Source organism: Bradyrhizobium arachidis (assembly GCF_015291705.1).
Taxonomy (GTDB): domain Bacteria; phylum Pseudomonadota; class Alphaproteobacteria; order Rhizobiales; family Xanthobacteraceae; genus Bradyrhizobium; species Bradyrhizobium arachidis.
Window position 1 is genome coordinate 9,044,251 of sequence record NZ_CP030050.1, and the last position, 18,980, is coordinate 9,063,230.

At 65.6% G+C, this 18,980-nt stretch carries 20 protein-coding genes; 8 read left to right on the top strand and 12 right to left on the bottom strand.

Going from position 1 to position 18,980, the window contains the following annotated elements:
* The first annotated feature begins 132 nt into the window (after window positions 1-132).
* Window positions 133-1,080, top strand: coding sequence for an alpha/beta hydrolase (locus tag WN72_RS42725; protein WP_027562906.1), 948 nt, complete (start codon window positions 133-135; stop codon window positions 1,078-1,080).
* A 36-nt stretch (window positions 1,081-1,116) separates the two neighbouring features.
* Here WN72_RS42725 and WN72_RS42730 read toward each other — a convergent pair whose 3' ends face one another.
* Window positions 1,117-1,668: a carboxymuconolactone decarboxylase family protein gene (locus tag WN72_RS42730; protein ID WP_092215671.1), complete on the bottom strand. Its 552-nt coding sequence runs from the start codon at window positions 1,666-1,668 to the stop codon at window positions 1,117-1,119.
* 72 nt (window positions 1,669-1,740) lie between these two features.
* On the opposite strand from WN72_RS42730, the gene WN72_RS42735 reads away from it, so the two are divergent.
* Window positions 1,741-2,061, top strand: coding sequence for a winged helix-turn-helix transcriptional regulator (locus WN72_RS42735; protein ID WP_092215669.1), 321 nt, complete (start codon window positions 1,741-1,743; stop codon window positions 2,059-2,061).
* A gap of 177 nt (window positions 2,062-2,238) precedes the next feature.
* Here the strand turns inward: WN72_RS42735 and WN72_RS42740 are convergent, their stop codons facing one another.
* The 4 genes from WN72_RS42740 to hemH form a co-directional block, all read right to left on the bottom strand.
* Window positions 2,239-2,682: an NfeD family protein gene (locus WN72_RS42740; RefSeq protein ID WP_027562904.1), complete on the bottom strand. Its 444-nt coding sequence runs from the start codon at window positions 2,680-2,682 to the stop codon at window positions 2,239-2,241.
* 21 nt (window positions 2,683-2,703) lie between these two features.
* A complete protein-coding gene (locus WN72_RS42745; protein WP_027562903.1) occupies window positions 2,704-3,702 on the bottom strand; it encodes an SPFH domain-containing protein in 999 nt (332 codons plus the stop codon).
* 240 nt (window positions 3,703-3,942) lie between these two features.
* Window positions 3,943-4,911, bottom strand: coding sequence for an ABC transporter substrate-binding protein (locus WN72_RS42750; RefSeq protein ID WP_167380782.1), 969 nt, complete (start codon window positions 4,909-4,911; stop codon window positions 3,943-3,945).
* 11 nt (window positions 4,912-4,922) lie between these two features.
* Complete coding sequence (gene hemH / locus WN72_RS42755) at window positions 4,923-5,960, bottom strand: ferrochelatase (RefSeq protein WP_092215665.1); 1,038 nt, start codon at window positions 5,958-5,960, stop codon at window positions 4,923-4,925.
* A gap of 81 nt (window positions 5,961-6,041) precedes the next feature.
* Between hemH and WN72_RS42760 the strand changes: the two genes are divergently transcribed.
* On the top strand, window positions 6,042-6,440 hold the full coding sequence (locus WN72_RS42760; protein WP_027562900.1) for an MAPEG family protein: 399 nt from the start codon (window positions 6,042-6,044) through the stop codon (window positions 6,438-6,440).
* Between the two features lie 199 nt (window positions 6,441-6,639).
* On the opposite strand, the gene WN72_RS42765 is transcribed toward WN72_RS42760, so the two are convergent.
* Genes WN72_RS42765 through WN72_RS42775 form a run of 3 tightly spaced genes read right to left on the bottom strand, consistent with a single transcriptional unit; the run spans window position 6,640 to window position 10,501 of the window.
* Window positions 6,640-7,791 (bottom strand): nickel/cobalt transporter, encoded by a 1,152-nt coding sequence (locus WN72_RS42765; protein ID WP_092215663.1) that lies wholly within the window; start codon window positions 7,789-7,791, stop codon window positions 6,640-6,642.
* Window positions 7,782-8,420, bottom strand: coding sequence for a DUF1007 family protein (locus WN72_RS42770; RefSeq protein ID WP_092215661.1), 639 nt, complete (start codon window positions 8,418-8,420; stop codon window positions 7,782-7,784). The genes WN72_RS42765 and WN72_RS42770 overlap by 10 nt, the downstream gene beginning before the upstream one ends.
* Window positions 8,420-10,501 carry a M3 family metallopeptidase gene (locus tag WN72_RS42775; RefSeq protein ID WP_092215659.1) on the bottom strand — a complete coding sequence of 694 codons (2,082 nt, stop codon included), beginning with the start codon at window positions 10,499-10,501 and terminating at the stop codon, window positions 8,420-8,422. Before WN72_RS42775 ends, WN72_RS42770 begins: the two co-directional genes overlap by 1 nt.
* A 137-nt stretch (window positions 10,502-10,638) precedes the next feature.
* Between WN72_RS42775 and WN72_RS42780 the strand changes: the two genes are divergently transcribed.
* The 5 genes from WN72_RS42780 to WN72_RS42800 all read left to right on the top strand — a co-directional run bounded on the left by WN72_RS42780 (window position 10,639) and on the right by WN72_RS42800 (window position 15,475).
* Entirely contained in the window at window positions 10,639-10,893 is a 255-nt protein-coding gene (locus WN72_RS42780; protein ID WP_027562896.1) for a hypothetical protein, read from the top strand.
* A gap of 672 nt (window positions 10,894-11,565) precedes the next feature.
* Complete coding sequence (locus WN72_RS42785) at window positions 11,566-12,708, top strand: type III PLP-dependent enzyme (RefSeq protein ID WP_092215658.1); 1,143 nt, start codon at window positions 11,566-11,568, stop codon at window positions 12,706-12,708.
* Window positions 12,709-12,839: 131 nt separating this feature from the next.
* Window positions 12,840-13,427 (top strand): GNAT family N-acetyltransferase, encoded by a 588-nt coding sequence (locus WN72_RS42790; RefSeq protein WP_092215656.1) that lies wholly within the window; start codon window positions 12,840-12,842, stop codon window positions 13,425-13,427.
* 147 nt (window positions 13,428-13,574) lie between these two features.
* On the top strand, window positions 13,575-13,964 hold the full coding sequence (locus WN72_RS42795) for a RidA family protein (protein ID WP_027562893.1): 390 nt from the start codon (window positions 13,575-13,577) through the stop codon (window positions 13,962-13,964).
* A 68-nt stretch (window positions 13,965-14,032) separates the two neighbouring features.
* A complete protein-coding gene (locus WN72_RS42800) occupies window positions 14,033-15,475 on the top strand; it encodes a homospermidine synthase (RefSeq protein ID WP_092215653.1) in 1,443 nt (480 codons plus the stop codon).
* A gap of 130 nt (window positions 15,476-15,605) precedes the next feature.
* Here WN72_RS42800 and WN72_RS42805 read toward each other — a convergent pair whose 3' ends face one another.
* The 4 genes from WN72_RS42805 to WN72_RS42820 all read right to left on the bottom strand — a co-directional run bounded on the left by WN72_RS42805 (window position 15,606) and on the right by WN72_RS42820 (window position 18,942).
* A complete protein-coding gene (locus tag WN72_RS42805; protein WP_027562891.1) occupies window positions 15,606-15,935 on the bottom strand; it encodes a hypothetical protein in 330 nt (109 codons plus the stop codon).
* A 101-nt stretch (window positions 15,936-16,036) separates the two neighbouring features.
* A complete protein-coding gene (locus WN72_RS42810) occupies window positions 16,037-16,753 on the bottom strand; it encodes an MgtC/SapB family protein (protein WP_027562890.1) in 717 nt (238 codons plus the stop codon).
* 120 nt (window positions 16,754-16,873) lie between these two features.
* Entirely contained in the window at window positions 16,874-17,893 is a 1,020-nt protein-coding gene (locus WN72_RS42815) for a WD40 repeat domain-containing protein (RefSeq protein WP_167380781.1), read from the bottom strand.
* Window positions 17,893-18,942: a CobW family GTP-binding protein gene (locus WN72_RS42820; protein WP_027562888.1), complete on the bottom strand. Its 1,050-nt coding sequence runs from the start codon at window positions 18,940-18,942 to the stop codon at window positions 17,893-17,895. Before WN72_RS42820 ends, WN72_RS42815 begins: the two co-directional genes overlap by 1 nt.
* Between the last annotated feature and the right edge of the window lie 38 nt (window positions 18,943-18,980).

Below are 18,980 nucleotides of genomic sequence, written 5' to 3' on the forward strand. Positions count from 1 at the left end.
CGAAACACTGGTAGCGGCCTGCACGAAAATGATATGGGTGGCACGAGACGGCGTTCAAGAGGGCGGCATTGGCGCCTTTTCGACGCTCCCGCCCCTTGATTTGCAGCACTTGGCGCCCACGCACTCCCCATCATGACGCTGGTCTCGATTCCGTCCAACCCCGTTCCCGAAGACTGCGTCAGCGGCACGATCAAGACGTCCGACGGCGTCGAGCTGCGCTTTGCGCGCTGGGCTCCGCCGGCGAACCGCAAGGGCACGGTCTGCGTCTTCACCGGGCGCAGCGAGCAGATCGAGAAATATTTCGAGACCGTGCGCGACCTGCGCGACCGCGGCTTTGCGGTGGCGATGATCGACTGGCGCGGCCAGGGTCATTCCGCGCGCCGCCTGCGCGATCCGCGCAAGGGCTATGTGCGCGACTTCGCCGATTTCGAAACCGACGTCGAGGCCTTCGTGCAGCAGGTGGTGCTGCCGGACTGTCCGCCGCCGTTCTTCGCGCTCGCCCACTCCATGGGCGGCACCGTGCTGCTGCGGGTGGCGCATGCGGGCAAGCGCTGGTTCGACCGCATGGTGCTGTCGGCGCCGATGATCGACCTGCCCGGCCGCACCACCTCGTTTCCGGTGCGCGCGCTGCTCAAGACGATGCGCCTGCTCGGGCAGGGCGGCCGCTACGTTCCCGGCGGCAGCGACCGCCTCACCGGGCTCGATCCCTTCATCAACAATCCCGTGACGAGCGATCCCGTACGCTATGCGCGCAATGCCGCGATCCTGGAGGAGGACCCGACGCTGGGGCTGGCCTCGCCAACGGTGGCCTGGGCCGACACCGCGTTCCGCGCGATGCACACCTTCAAGGGCATGAACTACCCCTCCGAGATCCGCCAGCCGATCCTGATGCTGGCCGCTTCGAATGACACCGTGGTCTCGACCGCGGCAATCGAGGAGTTCGCCTACCATCTGCGGGCCGGCTCGCATCTCGTGATCGCCGGGGCCAAGCACGAGATCCTGCAGGAACAGGACCGCTACCGCTCGCAGTTCTGGGCCGCCTTCGACGCCTTCGTGCCGGGCACGCCGCTGTTCGGGTGAGGCAAGTCCCCTCCCCGGCTCCGCGGGAGAGGACGTCTATTGCGGAAACCGCGCCGCGTTCTCTTCCAGCGGCAGCTTCAGCCCGTTCGCCAGATAGGACACCGTGCGGTAGAAGCCGCACAGAAGCATGATCTCGAGAATCTGCGCCGCATCGTAATGCGCCGAGAGCGCGGCGAATTCGTCGTCACTCAAGGTCGCGTGCTGATGCAGCGCATCGACCGCCGCGATCAGCGCCTGCTCGGCCGGCGACCAGCACAGCGAGGCTGCATCGCCTTGCACGGTGGCGCGAATCTCGTCCTCAGTGAGCCGCGCCGGGCCGGCAAAGATCGCGACATGCACGCCCCATTCATATTCGCATCGGGTCAGCGCGCAGGTGCGATCGATCACGATCTCGCGCTGGCGCAAGGACAGCGGACCCGGATCAAGAAGCCCGCCGGCGCGGAACTTGTCCCAGGCGCGGGTGTGGCCCGCCATCACCCGGAACAGCAGCAGCGGCGGCGCCCCGCGCATGATGCGGTTGAACTGCGCCTGGATCTCCGGTGGATAAGGCGCCTCCAGCGCCGCAATGCGCGGTGTGACCTCGGACATCGGCCGTCTCCATTGCTACATTTACCGTAGCACAACGCTACACTTTCTGTAGCATCGCGCAAGAGGGATTGGATGGGGAAAAAGGCAGCATCAGGGAATGTCCGCGGCTCGCGCACCGGGCGGCCGATCATGGCCTTGCTCGATCTGCTCGGCCGGCGCTGGAGCCTGCGGATCCTCTGGGAATTGCGCGATGTCCCGCTCACCTCACGCAGCTTGCGCACGGCCTGCGACGAGGCCTCGCCGACGGTGCTGCAGGCGCGGCTGACGGAGCTGCGCGAGGCGGGTTTCGTGGAGCTCGGCGAAGGCGGCGGTTACGGGCTGACACCGCTCGGGCGGGAGTTGTGCGAGACATTCATGCCGCTGCACCGGTTTGCGGAGCGGTGGAAGAGGTAGGGCTCTCGCTTACCCTCCCCTGGAGGGGGAGGGTCGATCGCGCGCAGCGCGAGCGGGGTGGGGTGATCTCTCCACTCGGGCACTGTTGAATGGGGAGAGACCGTCGCCCCACCCCGTCTCACATTTCGCTACGCTCAATGTGAGCCGACCCTCCCCCTCCAGGGGAGGGTAAGAAAGCTACGTCACCGCCACGGTCAAATTCGCGCCGTCCACCTGCACCACCTTCACCCGCGTTCCCGCCGGCGTGTCGGGGCCGGCGACGCGCCACACGGTGTCGCCGATGCGGACCGTGCCGGAGCCGTCGATGATCGGCTTCTCCAGCGTGAACTCGCGGCCGAGCAGCGCTTCGGTGCGCTTGTTGAGGAAGGGGCTGGCGCTGGCGTCCAGCTTCGGACGGGCGAGGCGCCGCCACACCGGCACGGCCGCTGCCGCGAAGATCGCGAACATCACGAGCTGGATCTGCCAGGACATCGTGACGACGAATGAGACCAGGCCCACCAGCAAGGCCGCAAGCCCGAGCCAGAACAGGAATACGCCCGGCGCGATCGTCTCCAGCGCCATCAGGATGAAGCCGAAGATCAGCCAATTCCAGTTGCCGAGCGATGCGAACATGTCGGTCATGACACGACCTCTCCAAATGCCCTACTGCGGCGGCACGGCCGGCGGCGTCGGGCCTGACGACGGCACCGAACCGCCGCGACGGGCCGCGGCCGTAGCCGATGCGGCACTCTCCCCGAACGTCGCCTTGGCGATCTCGCCGATGCCGGCGAGCGAGCCGAGCATGCTGGTCGCTTCCATCGGCAGCATGATGATCTTCTGGTTCGGCGCGTCCGCGAACTGGCCGAACGCCTTGATATACTTGTCGGCGATGAAATAGTTCAGCGCGGCGACGTCGCCCTTGCCGATGGCTTCCGACACCGCCAGCGTCGCCTTGGCTTCGGCCTCGGCGAGGCGCTCGCGCGCCTCGGCGTCGCGGAAGGCGGCCTCGCGGCGGCCCTCGGCCTGGAGAATCTGGCCCTGCTTGGCGCCCTCGGCGCGCAGGATCTCGGACTGGCGCTGGCCCTCGGCGGCGAGAATGTCGGCGCGCTTGACGCGCTCGGCCTTCATCTGCCGGCCCATCGCCTCGACGAGATCGGCGGGCGGCACGATGTCCTTGATCTCGATGCGGTTGACCTTGACGCCCCAGGGCGAGACCGCAGCGTCGACGACGCGCAACAGGCGCTCGTTGATCTCGTCGCGATGCGACAGCACCTGGTCCAGATCCATCGAGCCCATCACCGAGCGGATGTTGGTCATGGTCAGAACCGTGATCGCCTGGGTGAGGTTGGCGACCTCGTAGCTCGCCTTCGCCGCGTCGAACACCTGAAAGAAAGCCACGCCGTCCACCGTCACGGTGGCATTGTCCTTGGTGATGACCTCCTGCTCGGGAATGTCGATCACCTGCTCCATCATGTTGATCTTGCGCCCGACGCGATCGAAATAGGGCACGATCAGGTTGAGCCCGGGGCTCAGCGTCTGCGTGTATTTGCCGAACCGCTCGATGGTCCAGTCATAGCCCTGCGGCACCGTCTTCACGCCGGCCAGCAGCGTGGCGATGACGAGCAACACCAGAACAATCGCGAAAATGTCGAAGCCGCTCATATTTCCTCCAAGGCGGGAAAAACAAGGCAGGAAAAGCCCCTTCCCACGCCGTCATTGGTCGGGAGCGCGACCCTACCGGTTCAGCGGTCGCGATTCACGTCGGTATCGGCCCAATTCTGCACAAGACGGAGAAGGAGGGAATGGTCACGATATGTATTTGCAACGGGCTCTTGAAAGCGTGCGGGCGCAGACCTACCGACGAAAATTAACGAATCCGGCAAGGCGTCCGTTTCGAGAACGTCATTCGATGACGTCGTTCGCGAGTGCGATGAGGCCCGGAGCAACCGTGACGCCGATCGCCCTCGCGGTCCTGAGGTTGATCGCGAGCTCGAACTTTGTGGGGTTCTGAACCGGGAGGTCGGCCGCCTGCGCGCCCTTGAGGATGCGGTCGATATAGGACGCCGCGCGCCGCAACTGCTCGGCACTGTCAGTGCTGTAGGACATCAGCCCGCCGTCGTCGACGAAGGTGCGGCTCCAGAACACCGCCGGCACGTGCGCTTCGCTGATCGCCGCCAGGAGCTGCATCCGATTGGCCATGGTGAAGAAATCGGGCAGCACCAGAAAGCCGCCCTCCTTGCGCGCGGCCAGCGACGCGATCGCGGCGGCATCATGGATCGGCGCGGGCTCGACCGTCACGTGCAGGGTCCGAGCCGCCTCCTCGACCGTGCGCAGCATCAGGGGCGCGAACGGCGCGGTGGCGGGGTTGTAGACGACGAAGACGCGGGACACCCTGGGCGTGACCTGAGTCAGCATCTCCAGCCATTTGCCGGCGAGCGGGCCGTCGTAATCAGTGAAGCCGGTGATGTTGCCGCCGGGATGGGCAAGGTTTTTGACAAAGCCCTGGCTGACGGGATCGGTGACGACGGCGAACACGATCGGGATCGTCGTGGTGCGCTGACGCAGTTCCTCGACGGAGGGCGTGCCAAGCGCGAGCAGGACGTCGGGCTTGAGCGCGATCAGCTCGTCGGCAAGCCGGGCGATGCGCGCGCGATCTCCGGCGCCGCTGCGCCAGTCGACCCTCAGATTATCCTGCTCCTTCCAGCCATGGGTGGCGAGCGCCTCGGCCAGGCGTGTCTGGCCGATCACCTCATCGCCCGCAATGACCGACAGCACGCCGAGCCGGCGCGTTGCGTTCGGCTGCTGCGCCAGCACTGCGGTCGGCAGCGCGGCGGTCATCCCGAGAAGCGCCAGACAGTCGCGGCGACTCACGGGACGAACCATCAGATCCAGCCCTGAAGCTCGCGCAGCACCAGGGTGCGGATCACGTCCATCCCGGGCTCGCTGTCGTTGAGGCAGGGGATCGCGGAAAACTCTTCACCGCCATTGTGCTTGAAGATCTCGGCGTTCTCCTGCGCGATCTCCTCCAGCGTCTCCAGGCAGTCGGCGGAAAAGCCCGGCGTCACCACCGCGATGCGGCGCACGCCTTCTTTCGCCAGCCGCTCCATGGTCTTGTCGGTGTAGGGCTGGAGCCACTCGTCATTGCCGAAGCGCGACTGGAAGGTCAGCAGCAGCTTTGTCTCGTCCATGCCGAGCCGGCGGCGCAGAGCCTCGGTCGTGGCGATGCAGTGGCTCTGATAGGGATCGCCCTTGTCGACATAGGATTTCGGCATGCCGTGGAAAGAGGCGACGATCAGCTCCGGCTTGAAGGACAACGTCGCCAGATGCGTCTCGATCGAGGTCGCGAGCGCCTCGATATAGGCCTCGTCCTCATAGTATGGCGGCGTCACCCGCAGCGTCGGCTGGTTGCGAAGCTGCGCGAGCACGCGGAACACCTCGTCGCAGACGGTCGCCGAGGTCGAGGCGGAATATTGCGGATAGAGCGGCACGGCCAGGATGCGCTCGCAGCCTTTGGCGATCAGCGCGTCGATGCCCGCCTTGATCGACGGATTGCCATAGCGCATCGCCCAGTCCACGGCGACATGCGCGCGGTCCGACAGCGCGGCCGCGAGCTTGTCGGCTTGCGAGCGCGTGATGGTCTTCAGCGGCGACTCGTTGCGCTCATTGTTCCAGATCTTCCGGTAGTCGAGCGCCTTGGTGCGCGGGCGCCTGCGCAGGATGATGCCGTTCAGTACCAGCTTCCAGATCAGGCCCTGGTCCTCGATGACGCGGGCGTCCGAAAGGAACTCCTTGAGATAGACCCGCACGCCGGGCGCATCGGCCGTATCGGGTGTGCCGAGATTGACCAGGAGCACGCCGACCCGCGGGCGGCCGGACTGCACGGCCGCCTTCGCAGTCTCGATGGGGACAACGTTCGTCATGGCCGTTGCGTCGCGCGTTGCCCCGAACTTGTCAAGATGAGGCGGGTTTCGCTAGGGTCGCATCCAAGCGGGGGAGGAAAGATGACACTCGCGGAATGGTGCGTCTTCGGAGCGGTGCTGCTTTATCTGTCGACGATCGTCTCGATCAAATGGATCAGGTTTCGCGGCTTCGACAATTCACGGCCGCGCGATCCCGCCTTCTATGCGGACGCCATCGCGCAGCGCGCGCTCGGCGCCCACCAGAACGGCATCGAGACCTTCCCGTTCTTCGCCTTCGCCGTCCTGCTCGCCGAATTCCGGGATTCGCCGCAGCGCCTGATCGACGAGCTCGCGGTGCTGTTCCTGATCGTGCGGATCGCCTATGTGCTGACCTATCTCGGCAACCGCCCGACGCTGCGCTCGATCCTCTGGAGCATCGGCTTCGCGATCAATCTCGGGATCTTCTTCATGCCGGCGCTGATGAGGTTTTTGCCGGTGTGAGGCGCACGGCTCCTCTAAATCCGTCACCCTGAGGTGCGAGCCCCGCGGTGCAACGCACCGTGGGGCGAGCCTCGAAGGATGGAACGGCCCGATGCAGCCGGGCCGTCGCCCTTCGAGGGCCGCTGAAGAAGCGGCCACCTCCAGCGACAACGGCTTCGCCGTTGCGCGGGGTGACGGTACTAGGTGATCGTGGCCGCGCTCAAAAACACGTCGTCCGTTCGGCGGCGATGTAGCCGAACAACAGCCCCGCACCGAACAGCAGCACGACGGCAGCCGCGGCGAATTCGATGCCGCGCATGAACAGCGCACCACCGCCATCGCGGCCGCCGCTGAGGCGCTGGGCGATGTCCTTGGCGGAGACGGCGACGACGGCGATGGCCGCGACCGTGATCGCGGTGCCGAGCCCCATCAGGAAGGTCGCGGCGATGCCGGCCCAGAACAGGCCCTGGGCCAGCGCGAACACCAGAACCAGGATCGCCCCCGAACAGGGACGGATGCCGACGGTCAGGATCGCCGCAAAGCCGCGCCGCCAGCCGCCGGGGCCGGCAAGCTCGCTTGGCGTCGGACCATGGGAATGGCCGCAATGCTCGTCGTGGACGTGGTCATGCCCGTGATGGTCATGGGCGTGATCGTGGGCGTGATCATGGGCATGGGCGTGACTGTGATCGTGGTGATGGTGATCGTGGTGACCATGCGCATCATGATGATGGTGATGGCCGTGATCATGATGGTCATGCGGCACGCCGGCGATCGCCGGCACCGGCTGGGCCGCCTGGAGCGCGCGGATGAAGGTGCGGCCCTTGACCCAGACGAGGCGCAGGCCAAATAGCGCGATCAGGGCGTAGCTCGCGATCTCGATCGCGCCCTCCGCCTTGCACATGGTCTTGGCGGTGGCGTTCAGGATCCAGGCCGAGATGCCGACGATCAGGATCGCCACCAGCGACTGCATCAGCGCCGAGGCGAACGACAGCGCGATGCCGCGCCGGGCGGTCTCGCGGTTGGCGACGAGATAGGAGGCGATCACCGCCTTGCCATGGCCGGGGCCGGCGGCGTGGAAGATGCCGTAGGCAAACGAGATGAAGAGCAAGGACCACACCGCCGAGCCGTCGGATTTGGCGGCACGGATGGTCGACGACATCTGGCGATAGAATTCCGACTGCTTTGCCAGCAGCCAGCCGACGATGCCGCTGGCCTCGGGCTCGGCCGCCTGTGCCGGGCGCGGCGCGCCAAAGGGATTTTGCGCGAGAAGATCATGGAGCGCGGCATCGGCCACGCCCAGCACGAGGACGAGCGCAGCGCAGGCGAGCAGCCCGCGGGCGAGCGGAGACTGAAGGCGACCGGTCAAGGGCAATCCACCGTGATCTTGTTGGCGAACATCATGCCGAAATTGGTGTTCTCGCCGCTCATGAAGGTCTGCTCGTTGAGCTTCTGCGCGGTCGCAGTGCCGTCGCTAGGACGGTCGAGCTTCATCTGGCAGCCGGCGGGCGCGCCGACCAGCTTGACCGGATTGTCCTTGGCCATCTGGAAGTCGATGAAGAAGGAGCGGTCGAACACTTCGAGCACCAGCTGCTTGGGCTTGACCGGGTTCTTCAGCGGCAAGGTGAAGTGCAGGGTCAGCACCGTATCCTTGTAGTCGAGGAAGTAGTCGACCGGCTCATTGAAGCGCTCCTTCTTGCCGTCGGCTTTGGCGAAGGTGAAATAGGCGTATTCCTTCAGCGACTCGACATTGGTCTGCGCCAGCGGCCCCAGCTCCTCGCGCGTATAGGCGCCCTTCTTCTTGGCCTCGAGCCCCTGCACCGCATAGGCCGAGAACATGTCGTCGAAGGTCCAGGCGTGGCGGACGCCGGTGATGCTGCCGTCGGCTGCATAAAGCAGTTCGCTGGTCGCGGTGATCCAGACATGCGGATGCGCGCTCGCCGCGCCTGCCGCGAGGGTCATCGCGGCGGCGAGCAATATCCCCAACAGGACGCGCATGCCCATCAGGCCGCCTTGGCGTCGTCGAGCAGGCCGCGGCGGCGGAGCAGCGCGTCGGGCTCCGGCGGGCGGCCGCGGAAGGCTTCATAGGCGGCTTCCGGATCGACCGATCCGCCTGAGGAGTAGATGTCGTCGTGCAGGCGCTTTGCGACGGCCGGGTCGAAGATGTTGCCGGCCTCCTCGAAGGCGCCAAAGGCGTCGGCGTCCATCACCTCGGACCACATGTAGCTGTAATAGCCCGCGGCGTAGTGATCGCCGGAGAAGATGTGGCCGAACTGGGTGGGCCGGTGGCGCAGCGAGATCTCCTCGGGCATGCCGATCTTCTCCAGCTCCTTCTTCTCGAAGGCGCGCACATCCTGTGCGGCCTCGGCCGGCTGGGTGTGGAATTCGAGATCGACCAGCGCCGAGGAGACGAACTCGACCGTGGCAAAACCCTGGTTGAACTTTCGCGCGGCGAGGAAGCGCTGCAGCAGATCGTCCGGCAGCGGCTCGCCGGTCTGGTAGTGGCGGGCGAACTGCTGCAGCACCTCGGGCCGCTCCTGCCAGTGCTCGTAGAGCTGCGAGGGCAGCTCTACGAAGTCGGTGAACACCGAGGTACCGGACAGCGACGGATAGGTCACGTTGGAGAGCATACCGTGCAGGCCGTGGCCGAACTCGTGGAACAGGGTGCGGGCATCGTCCGGCGACAGCAGCGAGGGCTCACCGCCAGCGCCCTTGGCGAAGTTGCAGACATTGATGACGAGCGGCGCGATGTCGCCGTCGAGCTTCTGCTGGTCGCGCAGCGAGGTCATCCAGGCGCCGGACCGCTTCGACGGCCGGGCATAGTAGTCGCCGTAGAACAGCGCCTTGTGCTTGCCGTCAGGCCCCTTCACCTCCCAGACCCGGACGTCGGGGTGCCAGGTGGGAACGTCCTTGCGCTCCTCGAAGGTGATGCCGAACAGGCGCGTGGCGCAGTCGAAGGCGGCGGCGACCATATCGTCGAGCGTGAGATACGGCTTGATCGCGGAATCGTCGAAATTGGCGCGCTGGAGGCGGAGCTTCTCGGCATAGAAGCGCCAGTCCCAGGGCGCGAGCTTGAAATTACCGCCCTCTTCCGTGATCAGCGCCTGCATCTCGTCGCGGTCGGCCAGCGCCCGCGTGCGGGCCGGCTTCCAGACCCGCTCCAGGAGGCCGCGCACCGCATCTGGCGTCTTGGCCATGGAATCCTCCAGGCGGTAGGCGGCGAAGGTCGGATAGCCCAGGAGCCTGGCGCTCTCCTCCCGCAGCTTGAGGATCTCAACGATGGTGCCGTTGTTGTCGTTGGCATTGCCGTTGTCGCCACGCGCGGTGAAGGCCTTGTAGACCTTCTCGCGGAGGTCACGCCGCGCCGAGCTCTTCAGGAACGGCTCGGTCGAGGAGCGCGACAGCGTCACGATGGCCTTGCCTTCCATGCCGCGCTCTTCTGCCGCAGCCCTGGCGGCGGCAACGAAGCTCTCCGGCAGGCCCTGGCGGTCCGCTTCGGCGAGCTCCATGAACCATTCCTGCTCGTCGCCGAGTAGATGATGGCTGAAACCGGTGCCGAGCTGGGCGAGCTTCTCGTTGATCTCCGCCATCCGCGTCTTCGCCTCCTCCGAGAGGCCGGCACCGGAGCGGTGGAAGCGGGTGTAGGTGCGCTCCAGCAGGCGGAGCTGCTCGGGGGTGAGACCGAGATTGGCGCGGTTCTCGTGCAGATGAGCGATGCGACCAAACAGCACGGCGTTCATCATGATCGGATTCCAGTGCCGCGCCATCCGCAAGGAGACCTCCTTGTCGATCTCCAGGATGGCCGGGTTGGAATGCGCCGAGACGAGGTCGTAGAACACCGCCGCGACCTTGCTCAGCAGCTTGCCCGAGCGCTCCAGCGCCGTGATGGTGTTGGCGAAGTCGGGCGCGGCGGGATCATTGGTGATCGCCGCGATCTCGGCGGCGTGATCGGCGAAGGCCTGCTCGAAGGCGGGGACGAAGTGCTCCGGCTTGATCTCGTCGAACGGCGGGGTCGCGAACGGCGTCACCCAAGCCTTCAGCAGCGGATTGGTCTCGGTGTCCGTATTCTGGCGGGGTTCTGACATCACAAGTCCCGATTTTTGAGCCGATTTGTTGCGAGCAGCTATAGCACGCCATGGGGCTTTTTTGGGCCATTTGCCCTTGCTCCCGGCCGGCTTTTCGGGGAGATTGCGGCCCTCGAAGCCTTGGGATCCCAGAGTTCATGAACGCGCCTTCCTCGTCCTCCCGCCAGATCGTCTGGCCGAGCGTCATCACCGTCATCAGCGCCGCGATCCTGATCGGCGCGGAGGTGTTCGGCGCGGCCTTTGCCGGCGGCTGGGCGCTCGCGATCTTGTTCGGGCTCGGCGACCAAGGCACGCACATCCTGCAAGCCGTGCTGTTCACGCTCGGCGTGCTCGTGATGACCGCGTTCATCCGCGCAGCTCAGCGCGTCGAGCCCTTCACCAAGCGCCGCTGACGCGCACACGCGCGTGAGCAACACGCGCGCGACACAGAAAACTTAACGCACGTTCATCTTCCGCGTCGCTCGCGCAACACTGCGCAAGCAGACGTTAGGCAATTCTGTCCGCAGCCTAAAAAAATTCTTGCGAACCAGAGTCAAAACGCTTATGTGCGGTCTTGCCCAATTTCGCACGTGCCTGTGGTCGTGTGTCAGTCGGTAGGTATCCGGACAAGAGGCCGGACAGCCGCCAAGGGGTGAAGAAGCCGAGGGGCTCTTCGGAAGTGCGGAAGTCGAAGACTGAATAGTCGAACGACCGAAGCAAACCCGGAGCCCAGCATCTCTCTCAAGAGATGCCTTGTCGAAGGTGACTTCACTTTTTGCAACCGTGACTGGCAGCCGGAGGCGAACCGGCGCACCCCGCTCTCAACGGGGGACGCGACTTAAAGCAACGACGGATCGGGCTTTTTTGGTCTCTACCGGCAGTCCAACGCCGGCGCGGGCTACTGAAAAGGCTTGTCCTTCATTGCCAGGTGTGCGGGCGGGAAGCTCTCCCAACCAATCCACGGCAGCACAGTCCGGTTTGAGTTTTTTGGCCTCAACGCGCCTCCATCGCGCGATGTGGCCGAAGCACTCTTATCCGACGTCACGTTGATGCGGATCCCGTCGCTGGGACCGTTGGAGAGTGCCATGACCGAACGTATCCAGGAATTCCTGCGCAACCGCCGCAAGGAAGGTCTCGACACCGAGCCGTGCCTCGTCGTCGACCTCGAGGTCGTGCGCGACAATTACCAGAGCTTCGCCAAGGCGCTGCCCGACAGCCGCGTGTTCTACGCCGTCAAGGCGAACCCGGCGCCGGAAGTGCTGTCGCTGCTCGCCTCCATGGGCTCCTGCTTCGACACCGCGACGGTCGCCGAGATCGAGATGGCGCTGGCCGCAGGTGCGACGCCCGACCGCATCTCCTTCGGCAACACGATCAAGAAGGAGCGCGACATCGCGCGCGCCTTCGCGCTCGGCATTCGCCTGTTCGCGGTCGACTGCGCCGCCGAGGTCGAGAAAGTCGCCCGTGCCGCTCCCGGCGCGAAGGTGTTCTGCCGCATCCTCTATGACTGCGCCGGCGCCGAGTGGCCGCTGTCCCGCAAGTTCGGCTGCGACCCGGAGATGGCCGTCGACGTGCTCGACGTCGCCAAGCGCCTGGGCCTGGAGCCGTGCGGCATCTCCTTCCATGTCGGCTCGCAGCAGCGCAAGGTGAAGGCGTGGGATCGTGCGCTGGCGATGGCCTCGCAGGTGTTTCGCGACTGCGCCGAGCGCGGCATCAACCTGTCCATGGTCAACATGGGCGGCGGCTTCCCGACCAAGTACCTGAGGGACGTGCCGCCGGTCGTGACCTACGGCCGCTCGATCTTCCGTGCGCTGCGCAAGCACTTCGGCAACCAGATTCCGGAGACCATCATCGAGCCGGGCCGCGGCATGGTGGGCAACGCCGGCATCATCGAGTCCGAGGTCGTGCTCATCTCGAGGAAGAGCGACGAGGACGAGGTGCGCTGGGTGTACCTGGACATCGGCAAGTTCGGCGGTCTCGCCGAGACCATGGACGAGTCGATCCGCTACGCCATCCGCACCCCGCATGACGGCGCGGACATGACCCCGTGCGTGCTCGCCGGCCCGACCTGCGACAGCGCCGACGTGCTGTACGAGAAGAACCCGTACCCGCTCCCCGTCACGCTCGAGATCGGCGACAAGCTGCTGATCGAGGGCACCGGGGCCTATACGTCGACCTACTCGGCGGTGGCGTTCAACGGCATCCCGCCGCTCAAGACGTACCACATCTAAGCTGCCTCTCTTCTGAGGCCTGACGAACCCGGGAGCCGGCTTGCCGGCTCCTCCCTGACATCTTCGATTTCTGACGACGTCTTGGACCGGCGTGCTGCACGCGCGTCGGCTCAAGCGGGGACTGACGCGCCATGACTGCTCCTCGGAAGCCACAAGTCGCCCTCACTTCGAAAGCCGCTCCGTTCGCGATCCGTGCGGAACGTGCTGCCGACGTCGCGATGCGTGAAGCGTTGCTCGATACGTGCTTTGGCGAGAATCGCCATGGCCGCACCTGCCAGCGCCTCCGCGACGGGCGCGCACCTGCCGCAGGCCTTGCCCTGTCGGCCATGCGCGAGGGGACACTCGTGGGAACCGTGCGGTTGTGGCACGTCAGCGCCGGAGGCAGGCCCGCTCTGGTCCTCGGACCGCTGGCGGTCGACCCTGCCTTCCGCGAGCTCGGGATCGGCGCCGCGCTGATGCATCAAGCGCTGGCCGCCGCCCGGGCGCGCGGGCATGGCGCCGTGATCCTGCTCGGCGATGCCCCCTATTACGCCCGCTTCGGCTTCTCGGCCGAGAAGACCGGCACGCTGTCGCTACCCGGCCCGTTCGAGCGCGACCGCCTGCTGGCGATCGAGTTCAGCGACCGCGCACTGGATGGTGCCGAGGGGATGATCGTCCCGACCGGCGCGGCCCTGCCCAAACGGAGGGCGGTTCGCGCCCTCCACGCGCACGCGGCCTAAGGGATCGCTTTCATAGCGAAAACCGAAGCCGCAGCATCCTGCGGCAATGCCCGGCCGTGCCTGCGCCAAGCCTTCCTTTGGGGTTGCGCAGGCGCCGGAAACGCCTTTTAACCCCGCGAAACACCCCTTTCAGTCGAGGTCCAAAACATGTCTCGTCGCCTGATCTCCACCGGCTCCCCGCTCGAGAAGACCGTCGGCTACAGCCGCGCCGTGATCGATGGCGATTTCGCCTTCGTCGCGGGAACCACCGGCTACGATTACACGACGATGACGATGCCGGCCGATGTCACGAGCCAGTCACGCAACTGCTTCAAGACCATCGAAGCCGCCCTGAAGGAGGGCGGATTCGAGATGGCCGATATCGTCCGTGCGACCTACTACGTCACCGACGCCAGCTACATCGATGCCCACTTCGCCGTCTGCGGCGAGGTTCTCGGCGACATCAGGCCGGCGGCGACGTTGCTGGTTGTCTCCGCCCTCGCCAAGCCCGAGATGAAGGTCGAGATCGAAGTCACCGCCAAGCGCCGCAGCGTCTGACAAGCGCCGCAGCGCCTGATCCACCCCCTCACCTTTCGTTCGCCAGCACGTTCCGGAGAAACCATCCCATGAGCCACCCCTCGCAGATCTACGCGAAGATCACCGGTCCCATCGTCATGGTCGGCTTCGGCTCCATCGGCAAAGGCACCTTGCCGATGATCGAGCGGCATCTCGACTACGACAAGTCGCGCGTCACCGTGATCGATCCCAAGGACGAGGGCCGCAAGGCGCATTGCGAGCAACAGAATGTGCGCTTCATCCAGAAGGCCGTGACCAAGGACAATTACCGCGAGCTGCTGACCCCGCTGCTGACCGAAGGCGGCGGCCAGGGCTTTTGCGTCAATCTCTCGGTCGACACCGGCTCGACCGACATCATGGAGCTCTGCAACGAGCTCGGCGCGCTCTACATCGATACCGTCAACGAGCCCTGGCTCGGCTTCTATTTCGATGCGTCCAAGGGCCCGGAAGCGCGCTCCAACTACGCCCTGCGCGAAGTGACGCTGGCCGCCAAGCGGGCGCGCCCGGCGGGCTCGACCACGGCCGTCTCCTGCTGCGGCGCCAATCCCGGCATGGTCTCCTTCTTCGTCAAGCAGGCGCTGCTCAATGTCGCCGCCGATCTGAAGCTCAATGCCCCCCGGCCGAAGACCAAGGCCGAATGGGCGGATTTGATGCGGCAGGCCGGCATCAAGGGCATCCACATCGCCGAACGCGACACCCAGCGCTCCAAGAAGCCGAAGGAGCCTGATGTCTTCGTCAACACCTGGTCGGTGGAAGGTTTCCTGTCGGAAGGCGTGCAGCCGTCCGAGCTCGGCTGGGGCACCCACGAGAAGTGGATGCCGGAGAATGCGCGGACTCACGAGGCCGGCTGCGGTGCTGCCATCTATCTGATGCAGCCCGGCGCCAACACGCGCGTGCGCACCTGGTGCCCCACCCGCGGCGCGCAATACGGCTTCCTCGTCACCCACAACGAATCGATCTCGATCTCCGATTACTTCACGGTGCGCGACGCATCGGGCAAGGCGGTCTACCGGCCGACCTGCCACTACGCCTATCACCCGGCCGATGATGCCGTGCTGTCGCTGCATGAGATGTTCGGCCGCGCCGCCAAGATGCAGGAGAAGCATCACATCCTCGACGAGAACGAGATCGTCGACGGCATCGACGAGCTCGGCGTGCTGCTGTTCGGACACGACAACAATGCCTATTGGTACGGCTCGCAGCTCTCGATCGAAGAGACCCGCGCCCTTGCGCCCTATCAGAACGCCACCGGCCTGCAGGTGACCTCCGCCGTGCTCGGCGGCATGGTCTGGGCGCTGGAGAACCCGAACGCAGGCATCGTCGAAGCCGACGAGATGGATTTCGATCGCCTGCTCGAAATCCAGCTGCCGTATCTTGGCCCGGTGAAGGGTTTCTATACCGACTGGACGCCGCTGACGGATCGACCGGGACTGTTCCCGGAGGACATCGACACCAGCGATCCCTGGCAGTTCAGGAATATTCTGGTGCGGTGAGGCAGGCTCTCTCGCCCCGTCATTCCGGGGCGCGCCACTTGGCGCGAGCCCGGAATCCATCGGGCGGCAATACGTTCGGATGAATGGATTCCGGGCTCGCGCTTCGCGCGCCCCGGAATGACAAAGAAACCTACTTCTTCTCGATCGGCGGCGCGACCTTCTCCGCCGGAGCCGGTGGCAACACCGGCTTTGCCGCACCCTGCGTCTGCGGATCGGGGCGCGCCGGCTCGGGGGCTGGCGTGGTCGGCCGGTCGCCGCCGGGCTTGGACTCCGCGGGCGTCTTGCTCTGTTCGTCGGATGGCGTGCCCTGGAGCGGCTGCGTCGCCTGCGCCGTCTGCATCCGGCTTTCGGCGCGGATTTGCGCCAGTGACACCACCGACACCACGACGCCTGCTGCGAACAGCGAACAGGCGATTGTCAGGTCGAGCTTCAGTCTGCGCTTGTCATTCTGGCCGGGCATATCGATCACCGCGTTTGTCCGCGGGATCAACGAAACTGGGGCACGCCGGTTCCGGGGCCGAATGAGCGGGAACCTATCCCCTGCGCGCCAAAGCGCCGCGCTCACTCCGTCGTGCTGACTTCCCAGGTGGCGTGACGCACGCCCGGCAGGTGCTGGAGATCGGTCGCCACCGCATTCAGCTCGTTCGGGTCGACCGCGGTGGCCACCAGCTTTGCGACGATCTCCAGATTGTCCTCGCCGATCTCGGCGACCTCGACATCGGCCACCGGATATTTCGCGGCCTCGAGCTTGTCGACGAGGCGGTCGCGCATGTCGGGCAGCGCGTCGGTCGCGACCGCCAGCTTGAAGTAATAGGTCGCCTCCAGCGCCTTCTCGTTCAGCGGGATGCGGTTGATGGCGTTGACCAGCGGGCGCAGCAGCGTGTTGCCGGCGATGACGAACACGGTGAGCGCGGCCGCCTGCGCGACCATGTCCGCGCCCGCGCAGGAGCCGACCGCGGCCGAGGCCCACAGCGTCGCCGCGGTGTTGAGCCCGCGCACGTCCATGCCCTGCTTCATGATGACACCGGCGCCGAGAAAGCCGATGCCGGAGACGACATAGGCGATCACCCGCACGGCACCGTCGGCGCCATCCAGATGCATGGCGAGATCGACGAAGGCGGCCGCTCCCACTGCGACCAGCACGTTGGTGCGCAGGCCCGCGGTGCGCTGGCGGTATTGCCGCTCCGCGCCGATCAGCGTGCCCAGCACGAAGGCCGTGAACAGGCTGACCAGCGTGTCGGCGAAATCAGCAAGCTGGAAGGTCGTCAGAAACCGCATGAATGTCAGCTGCCGGAGGGGGGCAAAGCGAAGCGTGCCCACGGCTCCCGTCAAAGGAAAAAGATCGTGGGCACGGCGCGAGGGCGCCTTTGCCCACCCTACGGCGGGAACTATGACAGATTAAAGCTCCAGCAGCCCGCCATCCCCACTTTCGTCCGCAAACGCCAGCAGCGTGCCCTTGGCATTCCAGGCGAGCGCAGACACGGGCGGCGTGCCGTTGCGACGGACCAGGATCTCGGCGCCGTCCTCCAGCCGCACCATCAGCACGGTGCCGTCGCTGTAGCCGGCGGCGAGGATGTCGTTCTTGGGATGACAGGCAACCACGGAGACGCGGGCCTGCAGCGGCGCGAGCATCGCGGGCTCCTTGCCCATCGGGCCGTCCTTGCTGGCGAACGGCCAGATGATGACGGTGTCGGCGCCGGAGGTCGCCAGCCCCTTGCCGCCCGCGCTCCACGACATCGAGCGGACGCGGCCGGGATAGCCGGTCATGCGCATGTGCCTGTTGTCGGCGAGCCGCCAGCCATGTAGCGCCGCCTCGTGCATCGAGGTGACCAGGAATTTGTTGTCGGGGCTGAAGGTGACGCCGAGATGCGAGCCGGCCCAGGGCAGGAATTCGGCCGATCCTTCCATGTTCGGAAACCACAGCGTCGCGCCGTTGTAATGCGCGATCGCGAGCCGCAGGCCTTTTGGCGCAAACGCAAGACCGCCGACGGTCGAGGGCACCTCGAGCGACTTCTCCTCGGCCTTGCCGCTCTTGACGGTCGCGGTCTTGCCGGCCGACCAGGCGAATGCGCCATCCGGATGCAGCGCTACCGCATCGATCCAGCGCCGCTTCGGATCGGTCGCAAGCAGCGTCACCTCGCCCTTGGCATCGAGCGCAACGACCTTGCCGTCGTCGCCGCCCATGACGAGGCGCTTGCCATCGAAGGCTGTCGAGAGAATGCCGCCGCCGTGCACGGCGACCGTGGAGACCTCACCCTTGGCGTCGACGAATGCGACGTTCTCCTCGCCGCCGACGAAGGCGGCGCGGGGGCCAAGGAAATGCACCGAGGTCACGGCCATGCCAAGCGCGAGCGGCTTGACGCGGTCGGTGACGGAGACGATCGAGGCGGAATCGGGGGCCGGCGAAAACTCTTTCATCACGAGACGATGCAGCTCTCAAAGCCCTCGCGAATGGCCTTTTCCGGCAATTCGCGGCCGATGAAGACGAGGCGGCTCTCGCGCGGCTCACCGTCCTTCCACTTCCGCTGGTGGTTACCCTCCAGCATCATGTGGACGCCCTGGAAGACATAGCGGTCGTCGTCGTCGTGGAAGGCGAGGATTCCCTTGGAGCGCAGGATCTTGCCGCCCTCGACCTGCACCAGGTTCTGCAGCCAGGGCATGAACACATTGGGATCGAGCGGCTTGTCGGTCTTCAGCGACAGCGACTGCATGTCCTCGTCGTGATAGTGCTTCAGGCCGTGGCCGTGATCATGGTGGTGATGGTCGTGGCCGTGATGGTGGTGATGATCATGGTCGTGGTCATGATCGTCGGCCTCGAGAAAATCCGGCTCGATGTCGAGGATGCGGTCGAGGTCGAACGCGCCGCGATCGAGCACGTCGGCCAGCGCCACCGAGCAGCGCTCGGTACGGTGGAGTTTCGCATAGGGGTTGATGCCGCGGATGCGGGCCTCGACCTCGGCAAGCTCGCCCTTGTTGACGAGATCGGTCTTGTTCAACACGATGACGTCGGCGAACGCGATCTGGTTCTTGGCCTCAGGCGCGTCCTTCAGACGGTCCGACAACCATTTGGCGTCGGCGACCGTGACGACGGCGTCGAGCCGGGCGTTCTTCTGCACGTCCTCGTCGACGAAGAAGGTCTGGGCGACGGGTGCCGGATCGGCAAGGCCGGTGGTCTCGACGATGATGGCGTCGAACTTGCCCTTGCGCTTCATCAACCCGTCCATGATGCGGACGAGGTCGCCGCGCACCGTGCAGCAGATGCAGCCGTTGTTCATCTCGAATACTTCCTCATCGGCGCCGATGATGAGGTCGTTGTCGATGCCGATCTCGCCGAATTCGTTGACGATGACGGCGTATTTCTTGCCGTGGTTCTCCGACAGGATGCGGTTGAGCAGCGTGGTCTTGCCGGCACCGAGATAGCCGGTCAGCACGGTCACGGGAATTTTCTGGGAGGTCGCTTCAGACATAACAACTCCGGCTTCGGGCTTTTCGCGCGACGCGAGGC